Origin of the sequence: Mucilaginibacter ginsenosidivorax (assembly GCF_007971525.1) — a bacterium.
GTDB classification, from domain to species: domain Bacteria; phylum Bacteroidota; class Bacteroidia; order Sphingobacteriales; family Sphingobacteriaceae; genus Mucilaginibacter; species Mucilaginibacter ginsenosidivorax.
Genome location: NZ_CP042437.1, coordinates 4017410 through 4036843 on the forward strand (window position 1 = coordinate 4017410; position 19434 = coordinate 4036843).

General features: G+C 43.0%; 18 protein-coding genes. 14 read left to right on the top strand and 4 right to left on the bottom strand.

What is annotated here, in order from left to right:
- The first annotated feature begins 112 nt into the window (after positions 1-112).
- Positions 113-1003, top strand: a complete 891-nt coding sequence (locus FSB76_RS16900) for a winged helix family transcriptional regulator (protein WP_147055323.1) — start codon at positions 113-115, stop codon at positions 1001-1003.
- A 286-nt stretch (positions 1004-1289) separates the two neighbouring features.
- Here FSB76_RS16900 and FSB76_RS16905 read toward each other — a convergent pair whose 3' ends face one another.
- Both FSB76_RS16905 and FSB76_RS16910 read right to left on the bottom strand, forming a co-directional pair.
- Positions 1290-4067 (bottom strand): family 78 glycoside hydrolase catalytic domain, encoded by a 2778-nt coding sequence (locus FSB76_RS16905; RefSeq protein ID WP_147055325.1) that lies wholly within the window; start codon positions 4065-4067, stop codon positions 1290-1292.
- A 150-nt stretch (positions 4068-4217) separates the two neighbouring features.
- Positions 4218-5549, bottom strand: a complete 1332-nt coding sequence (locus tag FSB76_RS16910) for a serine hydrolase domain-containing protein (protein ID WP_147055327.1) — start codon at positions 5547-5549, stop codon at positions 4218-4220.
- Positions 5550-6079: 530 nt separating this feature from the next.
- On the opposite strand from FSB76_RS16910, the gene FSB76_RS16915 reads away from it, so the two are divergent.
- The 10 genes from FSB76_RS16915 (at position 6080) to FSB76_RS16960 (ending at position 14383) form a co-directional block, all read left to right on the top strand.
- The gene (locus FSB76_RS16915) at positions 6080-6655 is read left to right on the top strand and encodes a TerD family protein (RefSeq protein WP_147055328.1); all 576 of its coding nucleotides are present in this window, start codon (positions 6080-6082) and stop codon (positions 6653-6655) included.
- Positions 6656-6720: 65 nt separating this feature from the next.
- A complete protein-coding gene (locus FSB76_RS16920; RefSeq protein ID WP_147055330.1) occupies positions 6721-7395 on the top strand; it encodes a TerD family protein in 675 nt (224 codons plus the stop codon).
- 192 nt (positions 7396-7587) lie between these two features.
- Positions 7588-8280, top strand: a complete 693-nt coding sequence (locus FSB76_RS16925) for an HAD family hydrolase (RefSeq protein ID WP_147055333.1) — start codon at positions 7588-7590, stop codon at positions 8278-8280.
- Positions 8280-9125, top strand: coding sequence for a phosphoribosyltransferase family protein (locus FSB76_RS16930; protein WP_147055335.1), 846 nt, complete (start codon positions 8280-8282; stop codon positions 9123-9125). Before FSB76_RS16925 ends, FSB76_RS16930 begins: the two co-directional genes overlap by 1 nt.
- Entirely contained in the window at positions 9115-9669 is a 555-nt protein-coding gene (locus tag FSB76_RS16935) for a TerD family protein (RefSeq protein ID WP_147055337.1), read from the top strand. The genes FSB76_RS16930 and FSB76_RS16935 overlap by 11 nt, the downstream gene beginning before the upstream one ends.
- Before the next feature lie 5 nt (positions 9670-9674).
- Positions 9675-10289 carry a TerD family protein gene (locus FSB76_RS16940; protein WP_147055339.1) on the top strand — a complete coding sequence of 205 codons (615 nt, stop codon included), beginning with the start codon at positions 9675-9677 and terminating at the stop codon, positions 10287-10289.
- A gap of 137 nt (positions 10290-10426) precedes the next feature.
- Complete coding sequence (locus FSB76_RS16945) at positions 10427-11569, top strand: toxic anion resistance protein (RefSeq protein WP_147055341.1); 1143 nt, start codon at positions 10427-10429, stop codon at positions 11567-11569.
- Between the two features lie 407 nt (positions 11570-11976).
- Positions 11977-12939, top strand: a complete 963-nt coding sequence (locus FSB76_RS16950) for a hypothetical protein (RefSeq protein ID WP_147055343.1) — start codon at positions 11977-11979, stop codon at positions 12937-12939.
- Between the two features lie 37 nt (positions 12940-12976).
- Positions 12977-13795 (top strand): TerC family protein, encoded by an 819-nt coding sequence (locus FSB76_RS16955; protein WP_147055345.1) that lies wholly within the window; start codon positions 12977-12979, stop codon positions 13793-13795.
- 117 nt (positions 13796-13912) lie between these two features.
- Complete coding sequence (locus tag FSB76_RS16960) at positions 13913-14383, top strand: phosphatidylglycerophosphatase A family protein (protein ID WP_192910083.1); 471 nt, start codon at positions 13913-13915, stop codon at positions 14381-14383.
- A 126-nt stretch (positions 14384-14509) separates the two neighbouring features.
- Here the strand turns inward: FSB76_RS16960 and FSB76_RS16965 are convergent, their stop codons facing one another.
- Positions 14510-15748 (bottom strand): ABC transporter permease, encoded by a 1239-nt coding sequence (locus tag FSB76_RS16965; RefSeq protein ID WP_147055349.1) that lies wholly within the window; start codon positions 15746-15748, stop codon positions 14510-14512.
- 159 nt (positions 15749-15907) lie between these two features.
- On the opposite strand from FSB76_RS16965, the gene FSB76_RS16970 reads away from it, so the two are divergent.
- Positions 15908-16753, top strand: a complete 846-nt coding sequence (locus FSB76_RS16970) for a peroxiredoxin family protein (protein WP_147055351.1) — start codon at positions 15908-15910, stop codon at positions 16751-16753.
- 91 nt (positions 16754-16844) lie between these two features.
- Here FSB76_RS16970 and FSB76_RS16975 read toward each other — a convergent pair whose 3' ends face one another.
- Positions 16845-17192 (bottom strand): HesB/IscA family protein, encoded by a 348-nt coding sequence (locus FSB76_RS16975; protein ID WP_147055353.1) that lies wholly within the window; start codon positions 17190-17192, stop codon positions 16845-16847.
- Positions 17193-17285: 93 nt separating this feature from the next.
- Between FSB76_RS16975 and FSB76_RS16980 the strand changes: the two genes are divergently transcribed.
- Positions 17286-17816, top strand: a complete 531-nt coding sequence (locus FSB76_RS16980) for a DUF7935 family protein (RefSeq protein ID WP_147055355.1) — start codon at positions 17286-17288, stop codon at positions 17814-17816.
- Between the two features lie 5 nt (positions 17817-17821).
- Entirely contained in the window at positions 17822-19366 is a 1545-nt protein-coding gene (locus FSB76_RS16985; RefSeq protein ID WP_147055357.1) for an acyl-CoA mutase large subunit family protein, read from the top strand.
- Positions 19367-19434: the final 68 nt, after the last annotated feature.

Here is a 19434-nt window from a genome sequence, read left to right on the forward strand (position 1 = left end):
ATTTTATGATTCCTATCAGAATTGATGGAGCAAAATTACTTTGATATATTTCGGCGTGAAGAACTTGGATTGTAAATAAAAATGTAAACTTTGTAAATAAAATATTGACACTATGTTAGATAGCAGAAATCTACTCGCCGGGAAACGCAAGTACCTGTTCGGCTTGACGATACTTCCTTTTATAGCTGTGATCTGCGTGGCTTTCAGTATCAAGAACGATGACAGCTTCGATATAGCCAGGAGGGAGGTTTTGCTCCGCAGGCTCGGCCATGAACTGCTCTTACAATCGGGCGACAGTACATCAAGGGTGCTCCCGGTAAAAAAAATTGCAGAAAATGAATACCAGATAACGTTTGAGAATAAGCTTACTTTTCAACCAGCCTCGCTGGTGAATACTACCAGCCGTTTGTTGGCCAAAGACCCGCTGGCACGTGACTATGTTGTAAACGTTTTAAACTGTGGCAACTCAGATATAATTTATGGATACGCTATATCCCAAAATAAGAAAGATGATATTGTGGCATGTATAGGAAGAAAGCAACCCACAGCATGTTACATGATCAACATTAAATTCAAACCGGCGGGTATAATTACAGCAAAAAATGGATATCTGCTGGGCAGCCTGCCATTTTTAGCATTTGTTGGTTTTGTTTTTTTTAGATCGGTTAAGCCGAAAAAAAACTTGCCCGACGATCAGTACACTGACATGTTTACTTTGGGCGCGGTGTTGTTTGATGAGAAGAATCGTAAGCTCACAATAAACGGAAACACTACAGACCTGACCGGAACTGAAACGCGCCTGCTGCTCATTTTTGCATCGGCACCCAACCAGACCATAGCGCGAAGCCGGCTACAAAAAGAAATATGGGAAGACGAAGGCGTTATTGTGGGGCGCAGCCTGGATATGTTTATATCAAAACTCAGAAAAAAACTGGAACCCGATCCCAATATTAAAATCGTTGTTATACGCGGTAAAGGGTATAAGCTTGAGATTAGTGCGTAAGAGGAATTTTCGCGCGCCGAATTGAACTTATGGAATATATTAAGCATGTTGCCACACAAGCAAGGAGGCTTGCGCCAGCGGGGGCTGTTTGTGTTTGTTGGAATTGTCTTCAATAACCTCAATTCTGGCGGCAATTTGTTAAAACTTATGCCAACTTATCCTCATCTGTAGCGTTTTTATTAATTACCACCATTTAGATGCCTTTGCCCTGATACATCTGCCACTATAGCTCACTACCTTCTTCTTTTACAATTTAAGTCCCCGGAGAAAGGCTGCTCACACATTGCTATTTGCCAGCCACGGTAAAGGAGTACTTACCAGATCCCGCTTTAATGAGTGCTTTGCCGTTTTTAAATCCTAAAAGTTTTATATTTTTATTAATGGTGATGCTTTTACCGCCTTCCCTAATTAAGCTGTTTTTTTTAGCCGGCAAATAAATTATTGCGTTGGCATTAACCGGGATGGTTGTGTTCATATAAAAAACAGCAGGTGTTTTTTTCCATTCGTTGCTAATATTACCATACGGAGATTGATAGTTTACTTTCACCTCGCTTACATCACCTACCGTTTCGGGACGAATGATAATATGGCGGAAACCTATTGATCCTGTATCTGCCCTGATGCCTCCAAGGCCGCTATAAAACCATTCCATTAAGTGACCAAGCATAAAATGGTTATTGCTGGATATACGGTTGCCCTGCCACGATTCGGTAAGCGATGTTGCTCCCTGTGCAATCTGGTAACCATAACCCGGCACGTCTGAGCGGTTATTCATATCAAATATTACATCAGAACGGCCTGCATCATCCAATACCCTCAATAAATAGCGGTAACCAATGTCGCCCGCAGTAATACCATTGTTATGATTACGGATATCCTGCACAAGGTTGGCAACTACTTTATTTTTATCTTGGGGATTGACCAGTCCCATATATACCGACATGGCATTGGCCGCCTGGCTGCCTGTACCGTATTGGCTTGTTTGTGTATTAAAAAACGTTTTGTTGTATGAAGCTCTTACCTCGGCGCCCAATGCGGTATATTTTTGTTCGTCTTCGGGCTTATTTAGTATCCGGGCAATTTTTGATAGCAGGGTTAAATCATAATAGTAAATGGCGGTGCTGGTTATTCCTGCAGGCGTTAATTGCGACGGCCCCAGATCCCCCGGACCTATATCATACCAATCGCCGAGGCCGAAGTACAGGATATGGCCCTTTGATTTTTTTTCAAGATAGGCCACATAATGCGTCATCATATCATAACTCTCGTTCAATATTTGTTTATCACCGTACCATTGGTAAACGTAATACGGCAAAATAATACCGTTGCTTCCCCATTCAGGCGAATCGCGAAAACCACCGTCAAACTGTACAAACTCTGGCGCTATGTCGGGTATTAAACCGTCTTTCGTTTGCGCGTTTATCATATCCTTTATCACTTTACGGCAAAGCGTGGCAATATCATAGTTATAGTGTATCGAACTGCCAACCAGGTGTGCTTCTTCCAGCCACCCCAGCTTTTCGCGGTGAGGGCAGTCGGTAAATACACTGGCTGTGTTGCTTTTTATAGCCCAGTCAATCAGCTTAAATATTTTATTGAACAATTCATTGGAGCAACTGAATGATCCGATTGTAGCAGCGCTGTTGCGGGTATGCAGGCTTTTAATTTCTACAATGGCGGGCAGCGCTGAACTTTCGGCTTGGTCTGCAGGCACCGCGCCCTCAACCTGAACGTAGCGGAAACCATAATACATAAACTGCGGATGCCATACCTCGGTACCCTGGCCGCTAAGCGTATAATTAAAGTAAACAGGGCTTCCAACAGGGGCCTGCATAACAAGGCCTTTGTCGTCCAAAAGCTCGGCAGGGGTAATTTTAACAACAGCCCCGCGCTTGCCTTTTACCATTATTTGCGGAATGGCCGATGCGTTTTGCCCCATATCATACACCCAAACACCTGGCTTGGGGTGCGTAATTTTTTTAACAGTAAACTGATCGAATATCTTTAACGGTTCCGCCGCCTGTGCTTCAAGTATCGGGGGGCCGGATACAACAACTGCCTTCCTGAACTGTGTATCGTTAAAGCCGGCTTTATCCCAACCTTTATTGTATAAGGTGGCGTTGTAATCTTCGCCACCGTAGATGCTTGAAAATGTAACCGGGCCGGGGGCTGCTTTCCAGCTTTCGTCGCTCACCATATTCTGGGTTGTACCGTCTTTGTATTCAATTAACGTACGGCATATCATTTTGGGATAGCCGTAGGCGCCTTTCAGTTTATGGTAGCGTTCGCCCGGGATGTAATAAAAACCATTCCCCAGCATTACCCCAAATGCATTATCGCCCTTTACCAGGTTTTTAGTAATGTCGAACGAAACGTATAAAGCATGTTTATCATATTGCGTCCATCCCGGATCTAAAAAGTGGTCGCCAACCTTTTTTCCATTGATGCTTAATTCAAACTGACCAAGTCCGATGATGAATATGGTCGCCTTTTTAATTTCCCTTTTTATATTAATTTCCTTGCGTAGTATGGGTAAAATGTCTTTGCCTTTATTCCACCTGCTGTCACCGGTATTCGCAATAGCAGGTACCAGGCGCAATGAATCGGGAATGTTTTCATAAGCTATCCATTTTGCACCTTTCCAGTCGTCGGCTGTTAATAAGCCCATCTGCCATTGTGAAGGCTTGCTCCAGGCCGAAGGTTTACCGTGATTATCCCAAACCATTAGTTTCCAGTAATAAACCTTTGCAGCTATTAGTTTTTTGCCTGTAAAAATAACCTGGATAGACTGATCAGACATGGTCTTCTTTGTGTCCCAAATGTTTCCATCGTTTTTCTGTAACAGCAACGGATCATCAGCAACTAATATGCGGTAAGCAGTTTGGTTAACATTTTGTGCATTAGATAACAAAAGCCAACTAAGCTGCGGGTTTGGTGTATTTATGCCTACGGGTGTATCCCGATATTCGCACCGCAAAGCCGATACAGCGATTTGGGCAGATATTTTTAGCGATGCCAATAACAATAAACCACACACACCAATATTTTTAACACTCAGGATCATATGCGTATTTTTTATAACAAAATTAAAATTATTCGCTGGTAATAGTTATCGGGTCAAGTAATCCTGATGGTATTATAACAAGAGAGACCCTGCGGGAACGGAGAAACAGCAATAGGAAAATTTTACAGTTTAGCCATGGAGTGTTTCCAACTATTTATCCCTGGTAAACAAATAGGTTTCACCATTTTGAAAGTAATAAAAACTGTGCTTAACGGTATCAAACCGAAGTGAAACCCCTGCCAAATCCAGTACGAATTTATCGTTACCCCTGGCCTCGAGCGGATAGGCGCTTTGGCCGGTGGCTTGCCCTATCAGCGTTGTTTTGTTTTTAGTAATAGCTATTTTTAGGGGCATTTTAACGCTGGAGTAATTGCCGAGGTACTTATCCAGATCGGCACTTTTAAGCTCAACGCTCTTAAATTCGGGCATTGCAAAGGGCTTATTATAATAAATGCTCAAAGCATCCGCGACAATCTCATTAGTAGGATACCGGATACCGTTGGCTATGTAAGCCACCGACAGCTTATCGGCCGGGTAATAAATAAGCTGACTCAAAAATCCGTCGATACCGCCACTATGGCCATAACCTGTTTTATCATCAAAGGGAAAAATAAACATCGCCATACCAAAATTATCCTTCATCAGTTTCATGTGCTCCAAATTTGTGTTGCTGATGAGTTTGCCGGCAAAAAGTGCGTCGATAAAGTGAACCAGGTCGGTAGGTGAAGCTACAATGGCTCCTGCGCCGCCCGGAATACTCATGTCTGTTTCGGGCACCTGGCTCCATCCAGAGATGTAGTTATAGGAATAAGCTTCATCATTTAACGAATCGGTTTTAGTGCCATAATAAGTATCTTCCAATCCTATTTTGGTTGTAATGCGTTCCTTCAGTTCTTCGGGATAGCTTTTACCAGTAATTTTTTCGATGATATAACCCAGCAGTACAAAATTTGTATTGCTATACGCGGCTTTAATGCCGGGCTCAAAATCGGCTTTCTGCTTTGCAAAAATGGCTGTCATTTCCGCTTCAGATTTCGGCTTGCCCATATAGTTAAGATAACCCGAATCAGCGGTGAAATTATGAAGCCCGCTGTGGTGGCTCAGCATTTGGGCAATAGTAATCTTGCCTGCATTGGGTAATTGCGGGTAATACTTAGCCAATGTAGTAGTTAGCGTAAGCTTACCCTCTTCAATAAGCTGAAAAATCATAACAGCGGTGAACATCTTGGTGATAGACCCCACCCTGTATTTGGTATGAACATTTGCCGGCGTTTTAATAGTGCCATTTATTCGGCTGTAGCCAAAAGCCTTTTGGTAAACAATCGTTCCGTTATCTGCTATCGCGATGCTACCCATATTCTGCTCATGCGCATTCAGCGTAACCAGTAAGGTGTCTAACCTGGGTTTATTAAAACTATGTTTATGGCAGCCCGATAGCAAGGCCAATATTGGCAATAAAATAAAAAGCAGTTTTCGGATCATTTTTGCAATAGTTCAGGTGACAAAAGCAATAACGTTTGTTGTGCAACTGTATTGCGTGGCGGTTTGTTTAAACAGGTGATTGCTTTAAATGCCCTTGTTGAAAGGTATACGTCATGCTAAAACGGATTAGCAAATGTATTAATGGTTTAATAATACCCATGCTAATAAGTAAACCTTATGCTAAAACGATTTTAGCCTTCGCCAATAGCATGCCCTTAGTTTATGTTCGATATTGACGTATACCGGCCCGCGCCCGATGCCAGGTGCCAGCGTCTGGCCCGGCCAGCTTTCTGACGGGCTTTTGCCCTGCGGGAGCAGTCTGCAAATTCCTTCGCATCATAGGCATCGGACCTATAGGGCGTACCCTTTTCGGGGAATAGGGCGGGTTGGTTCCTTCATTTTTATTTCATACTGTATATCAAAAAAACATATACCTTAGTTGTGCATTTTAAACCTTAGTTAAGCAAAATTTGAGGCCATTTTCGTAACAATTACGCGGCCTGCTTGTCAATATATAAATACATTTTACAATGGCTATTAATCTTCAAAAAGGACAAAAAATAGATATCGGACTGTCGAAAATGACAGTTGGTTTGGGCTGGAACCCAAATGAAGGCACAGGTTATGATTTCGACCTGGACGTATCGGCTATCATGATAGATGGCAACAGGTTTGTACCTGAAGACGAATTTTTCGTTTTTTATAACAACGTAGATTCGCCTGACGGCGCTGTTCATCACACCGGCGACGATCCTTCGGGCGGCAACAGCGATGGCGGCGATGATGAATCTATCAATATTGATTTAACTAAAGTTGATGGTAAAATACAGGAGATATTGTTTGTGGTAACCATTCACGAAGCACAGCCCCGCAGGCAAAACTTTGGCCAGGTGCGCGATTCATACATTCGCATTATTGATGAGCAAACCGGCAGCGAAGTTTGCAAATATGAGTTGGGCGAAGATTTTTCTATCGAAACAGCTATTGAGTTTGGCCGTTTATACCGCCGTAACGGCGCCTGGAAGTTTGAGGCATCGGGCGTGGGTTACAAGGAGGATCTTGCCTTCTTTTTAAGCAAGTATTTTAAGGGGCAAATTATTAAATAACAAGGGGCGTCCCCACCCAACCCTCCCCGGAAGGGGGCTGGCTTTTATTGATTAACAATATTATTATGGCAATTAATCTGGTTAAAGGTCAAACAATTGATCTTCGTAAAAATGATAAGGGCGAAAGCTTCGACCTGTCGTCGGTGACCATTGGCTTAGGCTGGGATGTAAGGCAAAGCCGCGGTGGCGGCGGTTTTTTGGGCAAACTATTTGGCGGCGGCGGTGAAGAAGTGGAGTATGACCTGGATGCTATAGCTTTCCTGCTGGATAAAAACGGCCATGTGGCCAACAGGGGCCGCACGTTTCAAAAACCCAACGGCAACAAAATAAATTTATATGAGGGCGATGTGGTTTATTTTAACTCCATGCGCCATCCATCAAACCATATCTGGCTTACGGGCGATAACCGTACAGGCGCTGGCGCTGGCGATGATGAGCAAATCATCGTGAAACTGGATGCGCTGGATCCGAAATACGATCGCATCCTGTTTATTGTAGCCATATACCAGGGCCAAAGGAAAAATCAGCATTTTGGCATGGTCGAGAATGCCTTTATCCGCGCTGTTGACAACCATGGCAAAGAGATAGCCAAATTCAGCCTGTCGGGCGATGCCACCTACAACGGTATGTGCTCCATGAAATTTGCCGAGGTATACCGTAAAGACGGAACCTGGAAATTCCGCGCCATTGGCGAACCATTTGCAACGGATAATTTTTTGGAACTACTTAAACAGTATTGAATTGGGTTGTACGTTGTAAGTTATACGTTGTACGTGCCTGTTTGGTAAAAAAACGTGTAGCTTACAACATATCGCGTACAACCTATATTTATAATGGCTAACAATATTGAAAATTTTGTTGTACATCTATATTTGCTAATTAGGCAAAACGTATAACTTACAACGTATCACGTACAACCTACACGGCCTGCAATGTACCAACACTACTCCTTCGATCTTTGGCTTACGCTGATCAAATCAAATCCATATTTTAAAATAGAGCGTACCAAAATCTTTCACCGGGATTTTAATCCTGCAGGTAAAAGCATCGACGAGGTGGCCAGGGCTTTCAGGCAGGTGGATTTGATGTGCAACGCGGTGAATGAAAACACAGGCAAAAACATTGATGCCGATGAGATGTACCTGATGGTGATTAGCCTGATTAATGACAATCAGCTCAGCTTATCAGATATTGATACCGGCAAACTGTACCAGGATATGGAGAAGCTGTTGTTTTACTACTTGCCGCTGGTATACTCGCCTGTAACAATTTCCACGTTGCAGCATCTAAAAGATAAAACAGGTAGTACCTTTAGTTTGTTAAGCAATACCGGTTTTATAAAGGGGGCAACCTTAAGAAAGGTACTGGTGGAATTAAAGATGAGCAATTACTTTGATTTTCAACTGTACTCAGACGAGGTGGGGATGTCGAAGCCAAACCCGGCCTTGTTTAATTTAATGCTGCAAAACATCAAACAGGTTAACACCCATAAGGATATCAATTTAACTGATATTATACATATAGGCGATAACCCTAAAGCTGATATTGACGGTGCACTTGCGGCCGGTATAAAAAGTTTGCTTATCAATTCAAACAACCAATCTATTTTAGCCTTATTAAGCTAATGAACGCTACCTACTCATTACATCATGTTGATAACGATAGCAGCTTCGGCTTTTGCCCGGATAGCTACAGCCGTTTCAAATTTGGGGATGAAGCCGTAGCCCGGAAATTTGGCTGCGCTTTAGCGGATGGTTTTATTGGGCATATTTTATCAAAACAACCCATCACGCAGCAAATTGTGGTGATATCAAGCCCTTACTCGTTTATCCCAACAGCTACCTTTGCCATGAAAACATGGTTTGTATACGGCCTTAACCGCTGGCTGGCACAACACGGATACGCAGTAGTGCAGGAAACCAAGGTACACCGCACCATTACGTATAAGGAAGATTATGGCGAACTGAACGCCGAGCAAAGAATGAACCTGATAGGGAACGACTCATTCCATATCGACAAGGATTTTTTGACCGGTAAAACGCTGATATTTTTAGATGATATTAAAATAACCGGCAGCCACGAGCGCATGATCATGAAGATGGTGGATGCATACGGCCTGAGCAATGATATTTATATGCTGTACTTTGCCGAGCTGGTGAATAAAACCATCCACCCCAACATCGAGAACTTTTTAAACTATCACCAGGTAAAAACTATTTTCGACCTGGAGCCCATTATACAAAGCGGCAACTTTGCTATTAATACCCGGATAGTTAAATATATATTGAATTACAATCCCGATTGCTTTAGTATTTTTATACAAAACCAAACAATGGATTTTGTAAACTTGCTATATGATATGGCTTTGGGCAATGGCTACCATACTATTGATGCCTATGCCCAAAACCTTAACTTTATTACCAAAAACCTATTTATAAACAATAAAAATCTGATTAAACATGGCAATTAATTTGCAAAAAGGCCAGCGCGAAAGCATCCACGCCCCCAAATTTACTATAGGGCTGGGCTGGGATACCAATAGCTCATCAACAGGCAGCGCGTTCGATTTAGACGCATCTGTTTTTATTTTGGGCGACAATAAACGATTACTGGCCGACGAATATTTTGTGTTTTATAACAACCTGGTATCCCCGGATGGCGCGGTTGAGCATACCGGCGATAACCTTACCGGCGCGGGCGATGGCGATGACGAGCAGGTAAAGGTCGATCTGTCTAAAATTTCCCCGCAGGTATCTGAAATTTGTATAGTAGTAACCATCCATGAGGCCGAAGCACGCAGGCAAAACTTTGGCCAGGTGCGCAACTCATTCATCAGGATATTTGATGCCGAAACAGGTGCCGATATTTTGAAATATGAGCTGGAAGAAGATTTCTCGATAGAAACCGCTGTTGAGTTTGGCCGTATTTACAAAAAAGATAATAACTGGAAATTTGAAGCTGTTGGCGTTGGTATGAAAGGTGGCCTGCAGGATTATTTAAACAAATATCAATAACGGCTATGGCAATTAATCTTCAAAAGGGACAACGCATCAGCCTCGAAAAAAGTAACGGCAGCAAATTACAAAGTGTTTGCGTGGGTATTAACTGGGGAGCCATTGAAAAAAAAGGCCTTTTTGGCTTTGGCGTAACCAAAGAAGCGGTTGATCTTGACGCCAGTTGCGCTTTGTTTGACGAAAGCAAACGCCTGGTAGATGTGATCTATTTCGGCAATTTAAAATCAAAAGATGGCTCGGTAAAACATAGCGGCGACGACCTTACCGGCGATTTAAACGGCAACGACGGTATTGACAATGAAGTAATTACTGTAAACCTTCCGGGTTTGCCTGCATCGGTAGCCTATGTAGCATTTATGCTGAACAGCTTTCGCGGACAGGATTTTGGTACTATTCCTTTCGCCTCCATCCGCATTTATGAAGGTACACCAACCCGTGTAAACGAAGTGTTTGCTACCTATGATATTGCACACAGTAAAGATTTTGCGGGCCACGTTGCCATGGTTATGGGCGTTTTTTACAAAAAGAACGGCGAATGGAAATTTAATGCCATTGGCGAACCAACCCGCGACCGCAAACTGGAAGAAACCGTTAAAACAGTTACCAATAATTATTTATAGTGAGTTGGTGAGTGGTGAATAGTGAGCAGTGAATGGTAAGTATAGAAGCATATCAACACTAACTAACTAACTAACTACACACAACTGACCATTCACCACTCACGACTGACCAAAATCACCATTAAAAACGCAAGAAAATGGAAGGCGCACCAAATAACACCCCGATAAATATAACCCCGGTTAACCTGGATATAACTCCGGCACCGGGAACAACCACTCCTGTAAAATTACTGGATAAGGAGGGTAATGTAGATTTAACTAACATTACGCCTACCGAAGTGCAAAAGTACAGTGAAGTAGCCAAGGCTCTTGACCCTAAGGATGTTAACTCCATCCTTAACTATGGCACTGATGTGCAGGCATCGATGGAGAAGTATAGTAACAACTTTTTAACTTCGGTACGTACCTATAACTCCGGCGAAGTTGGTTTGCTGATAAACGACCTGCTTACCGAACTGAACTATATTGACGTAGATGAGCTGAACCAAAACGCGTTCACCTCGTTTATCTCCCATATCCCTTTCATGAAAAAGCTGGTATTTGATGCCAAAAAACTATTTCAGAAGTACGATACGGTGATTAACAACATCGATAAGATCACCAATAAGATTAAGGCAGGTAGGGTTAACTCACTGAAGGACAATAGTTCGTTGCAAACTATGTTTGACAGCAACGTGACTTACATCCACCAGATGGAAGAGCTGATCATATCCGGTCAGTTAAAATACAATGAACTGAGTGAGCAATTGGCGCAAATGGATGCCAACCCATCGGCCTATAACGATTACGAAATTGCCGACCTGCGCGATTTTGTGAATCGCCTTGATAAACGCCTTGCCGACTTGAAAGTAGTAAGGTTTATCATGATGCAATCATTGGCACAAATACGCGTGGTGCAAAGTAATAACACTACCATAGCCGAGAAAGCACAATCCATCGTATCAACCACCATCCCGGTTTGGAAAAATCAGCTTACGATAGCTGTTGCCCTGAACCGCCAGAAGGAAAATGTGGAGATGCAGAAAAAGATCTCGGATACAACCAACACCATCCTGCAAAAAAATGCCGAGCTGCTTAAACAAAACAGTATTGACGTTGCCCGCGAGAATGAGAAAACGGTAGTATCGCTGGATACCCTGAAACGCACAACCGCATCGCTGATTGAAACCCTTACCGAGGTAAAACGTATTCATGATGAAGGTACTGCCAACAGAAAGGTACTTAACACCGAATTGCAGACACTGGAAACAGAGTTGAAAAAGCATGTGACTAACGCGTAAGCGAAGTCCCATCATCTCTTTATGTCATTGCGCGTATCCATCCGGTAAAACCTGAAAAAGATCGTTATGACGTGCAAGGGATATAAGTTAAACGAATGCTCTAAACTACCGTCATTGCGAGGTACGAAGCAATCCCGAACTATGTGGGACTAAGCATGTAGGGGATTGCTTCGTGGCAATGACGGATATTTTATAGTGACAGTCAATAACTTACAAACACGTCATTATAAGGAACGCAGCAATCTCGAATCTTGCACACACTGCACAGTTCGCGATTGCCGCGCTGCGCTCGTAATGACTTAATTTCCCCATCGCCTGTGTCTTCACAGGCGATTTGCATTTAAAGGCCTCGCCTTCAGGGTAGGGTTTGGGTGGGGTTTCTTTTTTCGTAAATTTGTTCCTTCTCCATGGACGAAAACAGGTTAAATATTTTAAATCAGAGTAACCGGATGCTCAGTAAGCTGCAACTGCTTTCTGTATTTTTTGGCGACGATATGATTTATAAAATTTACCTGCGCAGCCAGGTAATCCATAAACTGTTTGAGGCCAATCCCGAGCTTGATATCAATAAACTCGACCTGTTCCACCTACAGTTTACCCAAAGCCTCATAGATTTGCTCCGGAAGATCAAAAAGAACAACGAGACCAATGTAAGCCTGTTGTTTGATGAAATTCAGATTAACCGCGAGATGATTGAACGGCTGAACGACCCCACTTATACCCTGGCAAACTTTAACCTTGAAAAGCAAAGGCAGGCGCTCAAGATCAACTTATCGTTACGAAAGCTATTCCAGGTATTGTCGGATAGTTCAACAGAAAACCCACTGTCTAAAAACATCAACGCGTTTAGCTCAAGGTTTGCGGCCGATTTTTTTTACACTATCAGCACCGACCTGATGGAAGAGGTTACGGCCTTTAACCTAACGGACGTTTACAAAAATGAATACGCCAAAATTCAGCGTAAGCTGATGGGGGTGTTGTGCAAATATGATTTTAAAACAGAGTTTTATTGCGGTTTAAAATCAGGAGCGCAGGTTATCGAGGTTTACAAATTTATTGAGGCCGATAGGTATTTTATATATGCCCCCGGCGATAACCTGTTTGTGTTTTTTGACGTGGCAAAAATAGCCGGGCTGGATATGACCACCAATATGTCGAAAAAAGAGCGGCTGATGTATGAACTCAAAGACAAAAACGACAGGCTTGAGGGCAACGCCGCTGCGATGAAAGCTCATATGCCGCCGGAAATTGCCGCCCTGCTTGCCGATAATTATAAAAAGATCTCGGATATTACCTTCCTTGATAATATCAGCAATATCGATGTGCAAGCCAATATTTTAAAAAGCATGCTCAATACCGATTTAATTTAGTTTATTTAACCTTAACAAAAATACATTACCTGTTTATATGGATTTACATACAATATTAGGCCCCGATATTAAAGCCGGCCTGCTCATTATTTTAAACCTGATCCTGATAGAGAGTTTGCTATCTGTAGATAATGCCGCCGTGCTTGCAACCATGGTGCTCGATCTTCCTAAAGATCAGCGTAAAAAAGCTTTACGTTATGGTATCATTGGCGCTTATGTATTGCGGGGTGTTTGTCTTTTCCTGGCCGCGTGGCTGGTAAAAATATGGTGGTTAAAACCCATTGGCGGCTTATACCTGTTATACCTTTGCTTTGATTATTTTAAAGGTAAAATTCAGGCTGCAAACGCAGGAGGCGAAGAAGAAGAGGTTGACAAAAGCAAAAACTGGCTATATAAATCAACAGTGGGTGTATTTGGGGTATTTTGGGCCACCGTTGCGCTGGTTGAATTAATGGACCTGGCTTTCTCTATTGATAACGTATTTGCTGCAGTAGCTTTTACAGATCATGTGGTTTTGATTTACATAGGCGTATTCATAGGCATACTGGCTATGCGTTTTGTTGCCCAGGCCTTTGTTAAGCTGATGGAGAAATTTACCTTCCTGGAAACTGTGGCATTTATTGTAATAGGTGTATTGGGTTTAAAATTATCGGCATCATTATATATCCACTTTTACCCGGAAACAGGTTTCTCTAAAATGATGGAAGGCGAGGGCGCCGATATAGCTACATCGGTATTTACAGTAGCCATATTTATTATACCTGTATTAACATCGCTGCTATTCAACTTCCCCAGGCGCCACACCATCGAACCGGAGGTAGCAGAAGCCGCGGAAGATGTTTTGGATAAGCAGTAGTTCAGTCGGCAGTGGGCGGTTTTTAGTTAGCAGTTGGCAAAAGTGGCAGGCAGTAAGTTAGTCTGACAAACTACGCACCAATGAACAAATGAACCTTGAACAAATGAACGAATAACAATGATCCAATTTAACAAAATAATAGCCTCAATATTCGGCATCGGTTTTTTAAAGGGCGGCGGCACTTATGCGGCTATAGTTACCTGCGGCGGCATTTGGCTGTTGTGGCAATTTCCTGCTTTACAAAATCCATTTTATTTACTGGCTATAACCATCGTTATCACCCTGTGGGGTGTATACGTGAGCAACAAGGTTGAACCGGATTGGGGCGAAGACAGTTCGCGCGTGGTGATAGATGAAGTTGCCGGTATGCTTATCTCGGTGTTGTTTTTACCGCAAAACCTTTACATTTTATTGGGCGGGCTTGTACTGTTTCGCTTTTTTGATATTGTTAAACCGCTTGGTATCCGTAAAATGGAAGCCCTGCCCAGTGGTACAGGTGTAATGATGGACGATGTACTGGCAGGCGTATATTCCAACGCCGTGCTTTGGCTGGTTTGTATTATATTCAGACTTAAATTTACCTGCTAACTTAAAAAAGATATTAATGCAAAATGCCGCTTGTTAACAACTTGCGGCATTTTTATTATGATAAGAATTTTAGTGGGTTATATGTTTTTATTGCCTGCTTTCAGCCTTGAGCCTTCTGCTTTTAGCTTATTCGTATCGCAGGGCTTCAACCGGGTCAAGCTTTGCGGCCTTTTTAGCCGGGTAATAGCCAGATATCAACCCGATGAATGTACATAGTACTACCGCGAATATCAGCCATCCCCATGGCACGGCAAAGGTTCCGCTTATCTGAACAGCGATGACGTTACCGGCGGCCATACCTAATACTATACCCGCCGCCCCGCCTATAAGGCATATTACAATAGCCTCAATTAAAAACTGTTTACGTATTACGGCAGGTGTGGCGCCTATGGCTTTACGCACCCCAATTTCGCGGGTACGTTCGGTTACCGATACCAGCATAATGTTCATGAGGCCAATAGCAGCGCCAATCAGCGTTATGATACTAATGGCAAATCCACCGGCAGTAATCCCGGCCAGCTGACCGGATAGTTCTTTCTGGATCGAATCACTTCGTGATATTTCAAAATTATCCTGGCTGGCCACATTAAGGCTGCGCACATTCCTGAATAACGAGGTAGCCTCGCCAATGGTAGCATCCAAAGCACCAGGGCCTTTCACTTTAACGGTAACTGTGTAGGAAGCATTTCTATTGGTGTCAATTTGTTTGGCTTTTAATATAGGGATAATACAAAACTTATCGCCACCAAATGAACTTGAACCTTTTGAGGCAATTACGCCCACTATTTTGTATTTGTTACCACCAATAAAAACGTTTTGGTTAACCGGGTCGGAGTGTTTAAAAAGCTTTTGCTTAATCTCGTCGCCAATAAGTACCACGTTTGAACCATGCTCCAATTCTGAAGTTGAAAAGTTACGGCCGAAAGAGAGTTTTTTACCACTGGTGGCCAGGTAGTTTTCGTTTGATCCGGATATCGAAATATTCTGGTTTGTTTTTTCGCTGCCGAATTTAGCAACAGCGGTGCCGGTAACATCAATATTAACAGCAATGATAACAGGCAGTTTAAATGTTTTTTTAAAGCGGTCGGCCTGGTCGTAAGTAATGGGCGGGTACATTTTGCGGTGGCCGCCGTTACCAAAATTCAACCCTTCGCCGCGGTTTTGAATGGTAAATGAGTTGGCGCCCAAATCGGCAAAGGCATCATTGGTAAACTGCCGTATCCCCTCAATAGCTGTTAAAATACTTACCAGCGCCATTATACCAATAGCAATAATTAAAGCCGTAAGCGATGTACGCAGCCTGTTACCGGCAATGGATTGTAACGCAATCGAAATATTTTCTCTGTAGGAGGTTTTTACCGGCATGCTATCAAAATAAAAAACTTGACCGTATGACTAAGCACTATACCAATTTGTTACAGCATCAAAAATGTTTTTATTGCAAGTACAATAATCAAGTTCGCTGGGTAAATACTATTGACTATTTGATCAATAAATAATATCTTACCGTTAGTTTACCGCCTTATGAAATCACAATCCTTAAATATTTACACGGATGCGTCATTTGTGATCAGAAATATCTGCTTGCTGATTATGCTTACTACCTTAAGCGCAATCGCCTGCGCCCAGGATGTTGTTAAAACAAGCGCAAAAACCATAAGATGGGAATTAGATAAGAATTCGGTAGTTAAAGATTCGGCCGGGAAGATATACCCAATGGCAGAATGGAATAAGTTAATGGTTAGCAGGAAATATTCCATTTGGCCCGCCGATTGGAATAATATTAATAACCAGTTTATTATTGTAAAAGGTAATCAACCCCCAAACATTATTCACGATGCACCGGCACCAAAGGAAGATAATGCCCCGGAAACGCCTGCCCTAACTACGCCACCCGGCGAGCCTTACGATTATATGGCTGCATGGCCCAAGCCCAACGAATCGGCTTATTTTAAGGTAGGCGAAGAGATATCACCATTCACCAGCCATGACATCAACGGAAACAGGATATCATTGAAAGATTTGCGCGGCAAAGTTGTTGTGCTTAATTTTTTCTTTATAGGCTGCCCGGGTTGTATGCAGGAAGTGCCCGAGTTAAATGATGTTGTTGCCCGCTACAAAGGGAATGATAATGTTGTTTTTGTATCGGTATCGCTGGATGTTAAAAGTTATATAAAAAAATTCATGGATGATACGCCTTTCAATTACCAGATCATAGCCGAGGGAGGCTATTTGGCCAAACGATATGGCATCGAACTTTACCCTACCAATCTTATACTTGATAAAACAGGAAAGGTAGCCCTGCATTGGGTAGGCCGGTCGCCCAGTGCACCATATTGGATGAAAAAAACTATTGATAAAATACTGTGAGTAAAGTAAAAAGGCAACCCGTTGGGCCGCCTTTTTACTTTACTTTTATATTCTTCGTCTTGAATCTTGATTCTTAACTCTTGATTCTATTTTAAACAGAGAATGATGTTCCGCAACCACAGCTGCTTGCAGCATTAGGGTTGTTAAATGTAAAGCCACGGGCATTTAAGCCGTCCTGAAAATCTATCTGCATACCCATCAGGTACATGCCATGGGCTTTGTGCATAAATACTTTTATACCATCAATAATGAATTCCTGGTCGCCATCCTTTTTCTGGTCAAAACCCAGTACGTAGCTCATACCCGAGCAGCCACCACCCTCAACACCAACACGCAGGCCAAACTCATCGCCAATCTCTTGCTGATCCTTCAACTTAAAAAGTTCCTTAACGGCGCCCGGTGTAAATGATACCGGTAAAATTTCAACAGCAGTACTCATCTTATTTTATATTTAACTATACAAATATAAGGTAAAATGTGGATTTTTACATCCATAGCTATTTTATGACCTCTGTATAACATTTTAATAACCATGCTTACAACCCAATATTTACTTGATATTTTAAAGTTTACCGTAGCCGGCGCCGGTGTTATATGGATAGCCTTTTACCTGGTTAAACCATATCTTGATAAACAAAACCAGGTACAGCTGCTGGAGCTTAAGCGTAGTGTAAGCAGCCAAACCCTGCCATTGCGGTTGCAAGCCTACGAGCGCGTTGTGTTATTTATTGATCGTATTAATCCCGCTAATATGCTCATTCGCCTCAATGCAGGCGGCCTTTCGGCTGCCGATTTGCATATTGTTATTGTTAACGAAATACGTACCGAGTTTCAGCATAACGTTACCCAGCAAATTTATGTAAGCAGCCGGGTTTGGGCAGTAATGAAAAGAGTAAAGGACGACACCCTGAGCCTGGTAAACAACGCTGTAAAAGGCCTCCCTCAAAACGCTACCGCCATGGACCTGAGCAAAACCGTGCTCATCCACTTAAGTCAGTTAGAAGATGATCCGTATGAGATAGCCATTAACCTGGTGAGGCAAGATCTGGAAGAATTATTTTAAACTACATGGCTAAAAAATTCAGCACCACATCTGGTATCGAAATAAAGGAAGTTTACACCGAACCCTCCAGGATGGACGAGCTGCCGGGCCAGTTCCCGTTTACACGAGGCATTCAAAAAGACATGTACCGGGGCAAAGCCTGGACAATGCGTCAGTACGCCGGCTTTTCAACTGCCGAAGAATCAAACAAGCGGTATCATTATTTATTAAGCCAGGGAACAACCGGTCTTTCGGTAGCTTTTGACCTGCCTACGCAGATTGGATACGACAGCGATCATGAACTATCCGAAGGCGAAGTAGGTAAAGTTGGCGTAGCTATCGATTCGCTGGAGGATATTGAAATATTGTTTGATGGTATACAGCTTAAGGATATTACCACCAGCATGACCATTAATGCTACCGCAGCTATTTTGCTGGCCATGTACATCGCGTTAGCAAAAAAACAAGGGGCAGACCTGGGCCGGATTTCGGGCACCATTCAAAATGATATATTAAAGGAGTACGCCGCGCGCGGTACTTATATATACCCGCCCACTCCATCAATGCGGTTAATTACCGATGTGTTTGAATACTGCAGCAAGGAAGTGCCTAAGTGGAACACCATATCTATTTCGGGCTATCACATCCGGGAAGCTGGTTCAACGGCGGTACAGGAGCTGGCTTTTACCCTGGCCAACGGCAAAGCCTATTTAAAGGCGGCGCTTGAAAAAGGGCTGGATATAAATGTATTTGCCAAGCGGCTGTCTTTCTTTTTTAACTGCCATAATAACTTTTTCGAAGAGATAGCCAAGTTCAGGGCTGCAAGGCGAATGTGGGCGCATATTACCAAAGAATTAGGAGCAACCGATGCCGGTGCACAAAAGTTGCGTTTTCATACCCAAACCGGCGGATCGACCTTAACCGCACAGCAGCCGCTTAATAATATTATAAGAGTAAGTAACCAGGCCCTGGCGGCGGTATTAGGCGGCACCCAATCGCTGCATACCAATGGTTACGACGAAGCTTTATCCCTGCCAACCGAGGCGGCAGCCAAAATAGCCCTGCGTACCCAGCAAATCATCGCCTTTGAAAGTGGGGTTACCGATACTGTAGACCCGCTGGCTGGCTCATACTTTATAGAAGCCCTGACCGACGAGGTAGAAACCGCTGCGCAATTATACCTGGACAAGATTGAAGCCATGGGGGGCGCTGTTAAAGCCATAGAGCAGGATTATATTCAACAGGAGATAGCCGCGTCGGCATACCAGTATCAGAATGATATTGAAAGCGGCGATAAAATCCTGGTGGGTGTAAACAAATTTACCCAGCATGAAGACGCCCCCTCGGGTGTGTTTAGGGTTGATGATTCCATCCGCAAAATGCAGATAGAAAAAATTAAAAAACTCAAAAACAAAAGAGACAACCAAGCTGTTGAAACAACTTTACAACTATTAAGAATAGCAGCAAGGGGCACAGAAAATTTAATGCCTTTTATAGTATCTTCGGTTGAAAATTATGCTACCTTAGGAGAAATCGCGGATATACTGCGGGAGGTTTTTGGGGAATATTAGTACCGCGGGTTGGGCTTCAGGTTTGTATAGGTACCGTGCCATAATTAACAAAAGAACAGCTTTTATTT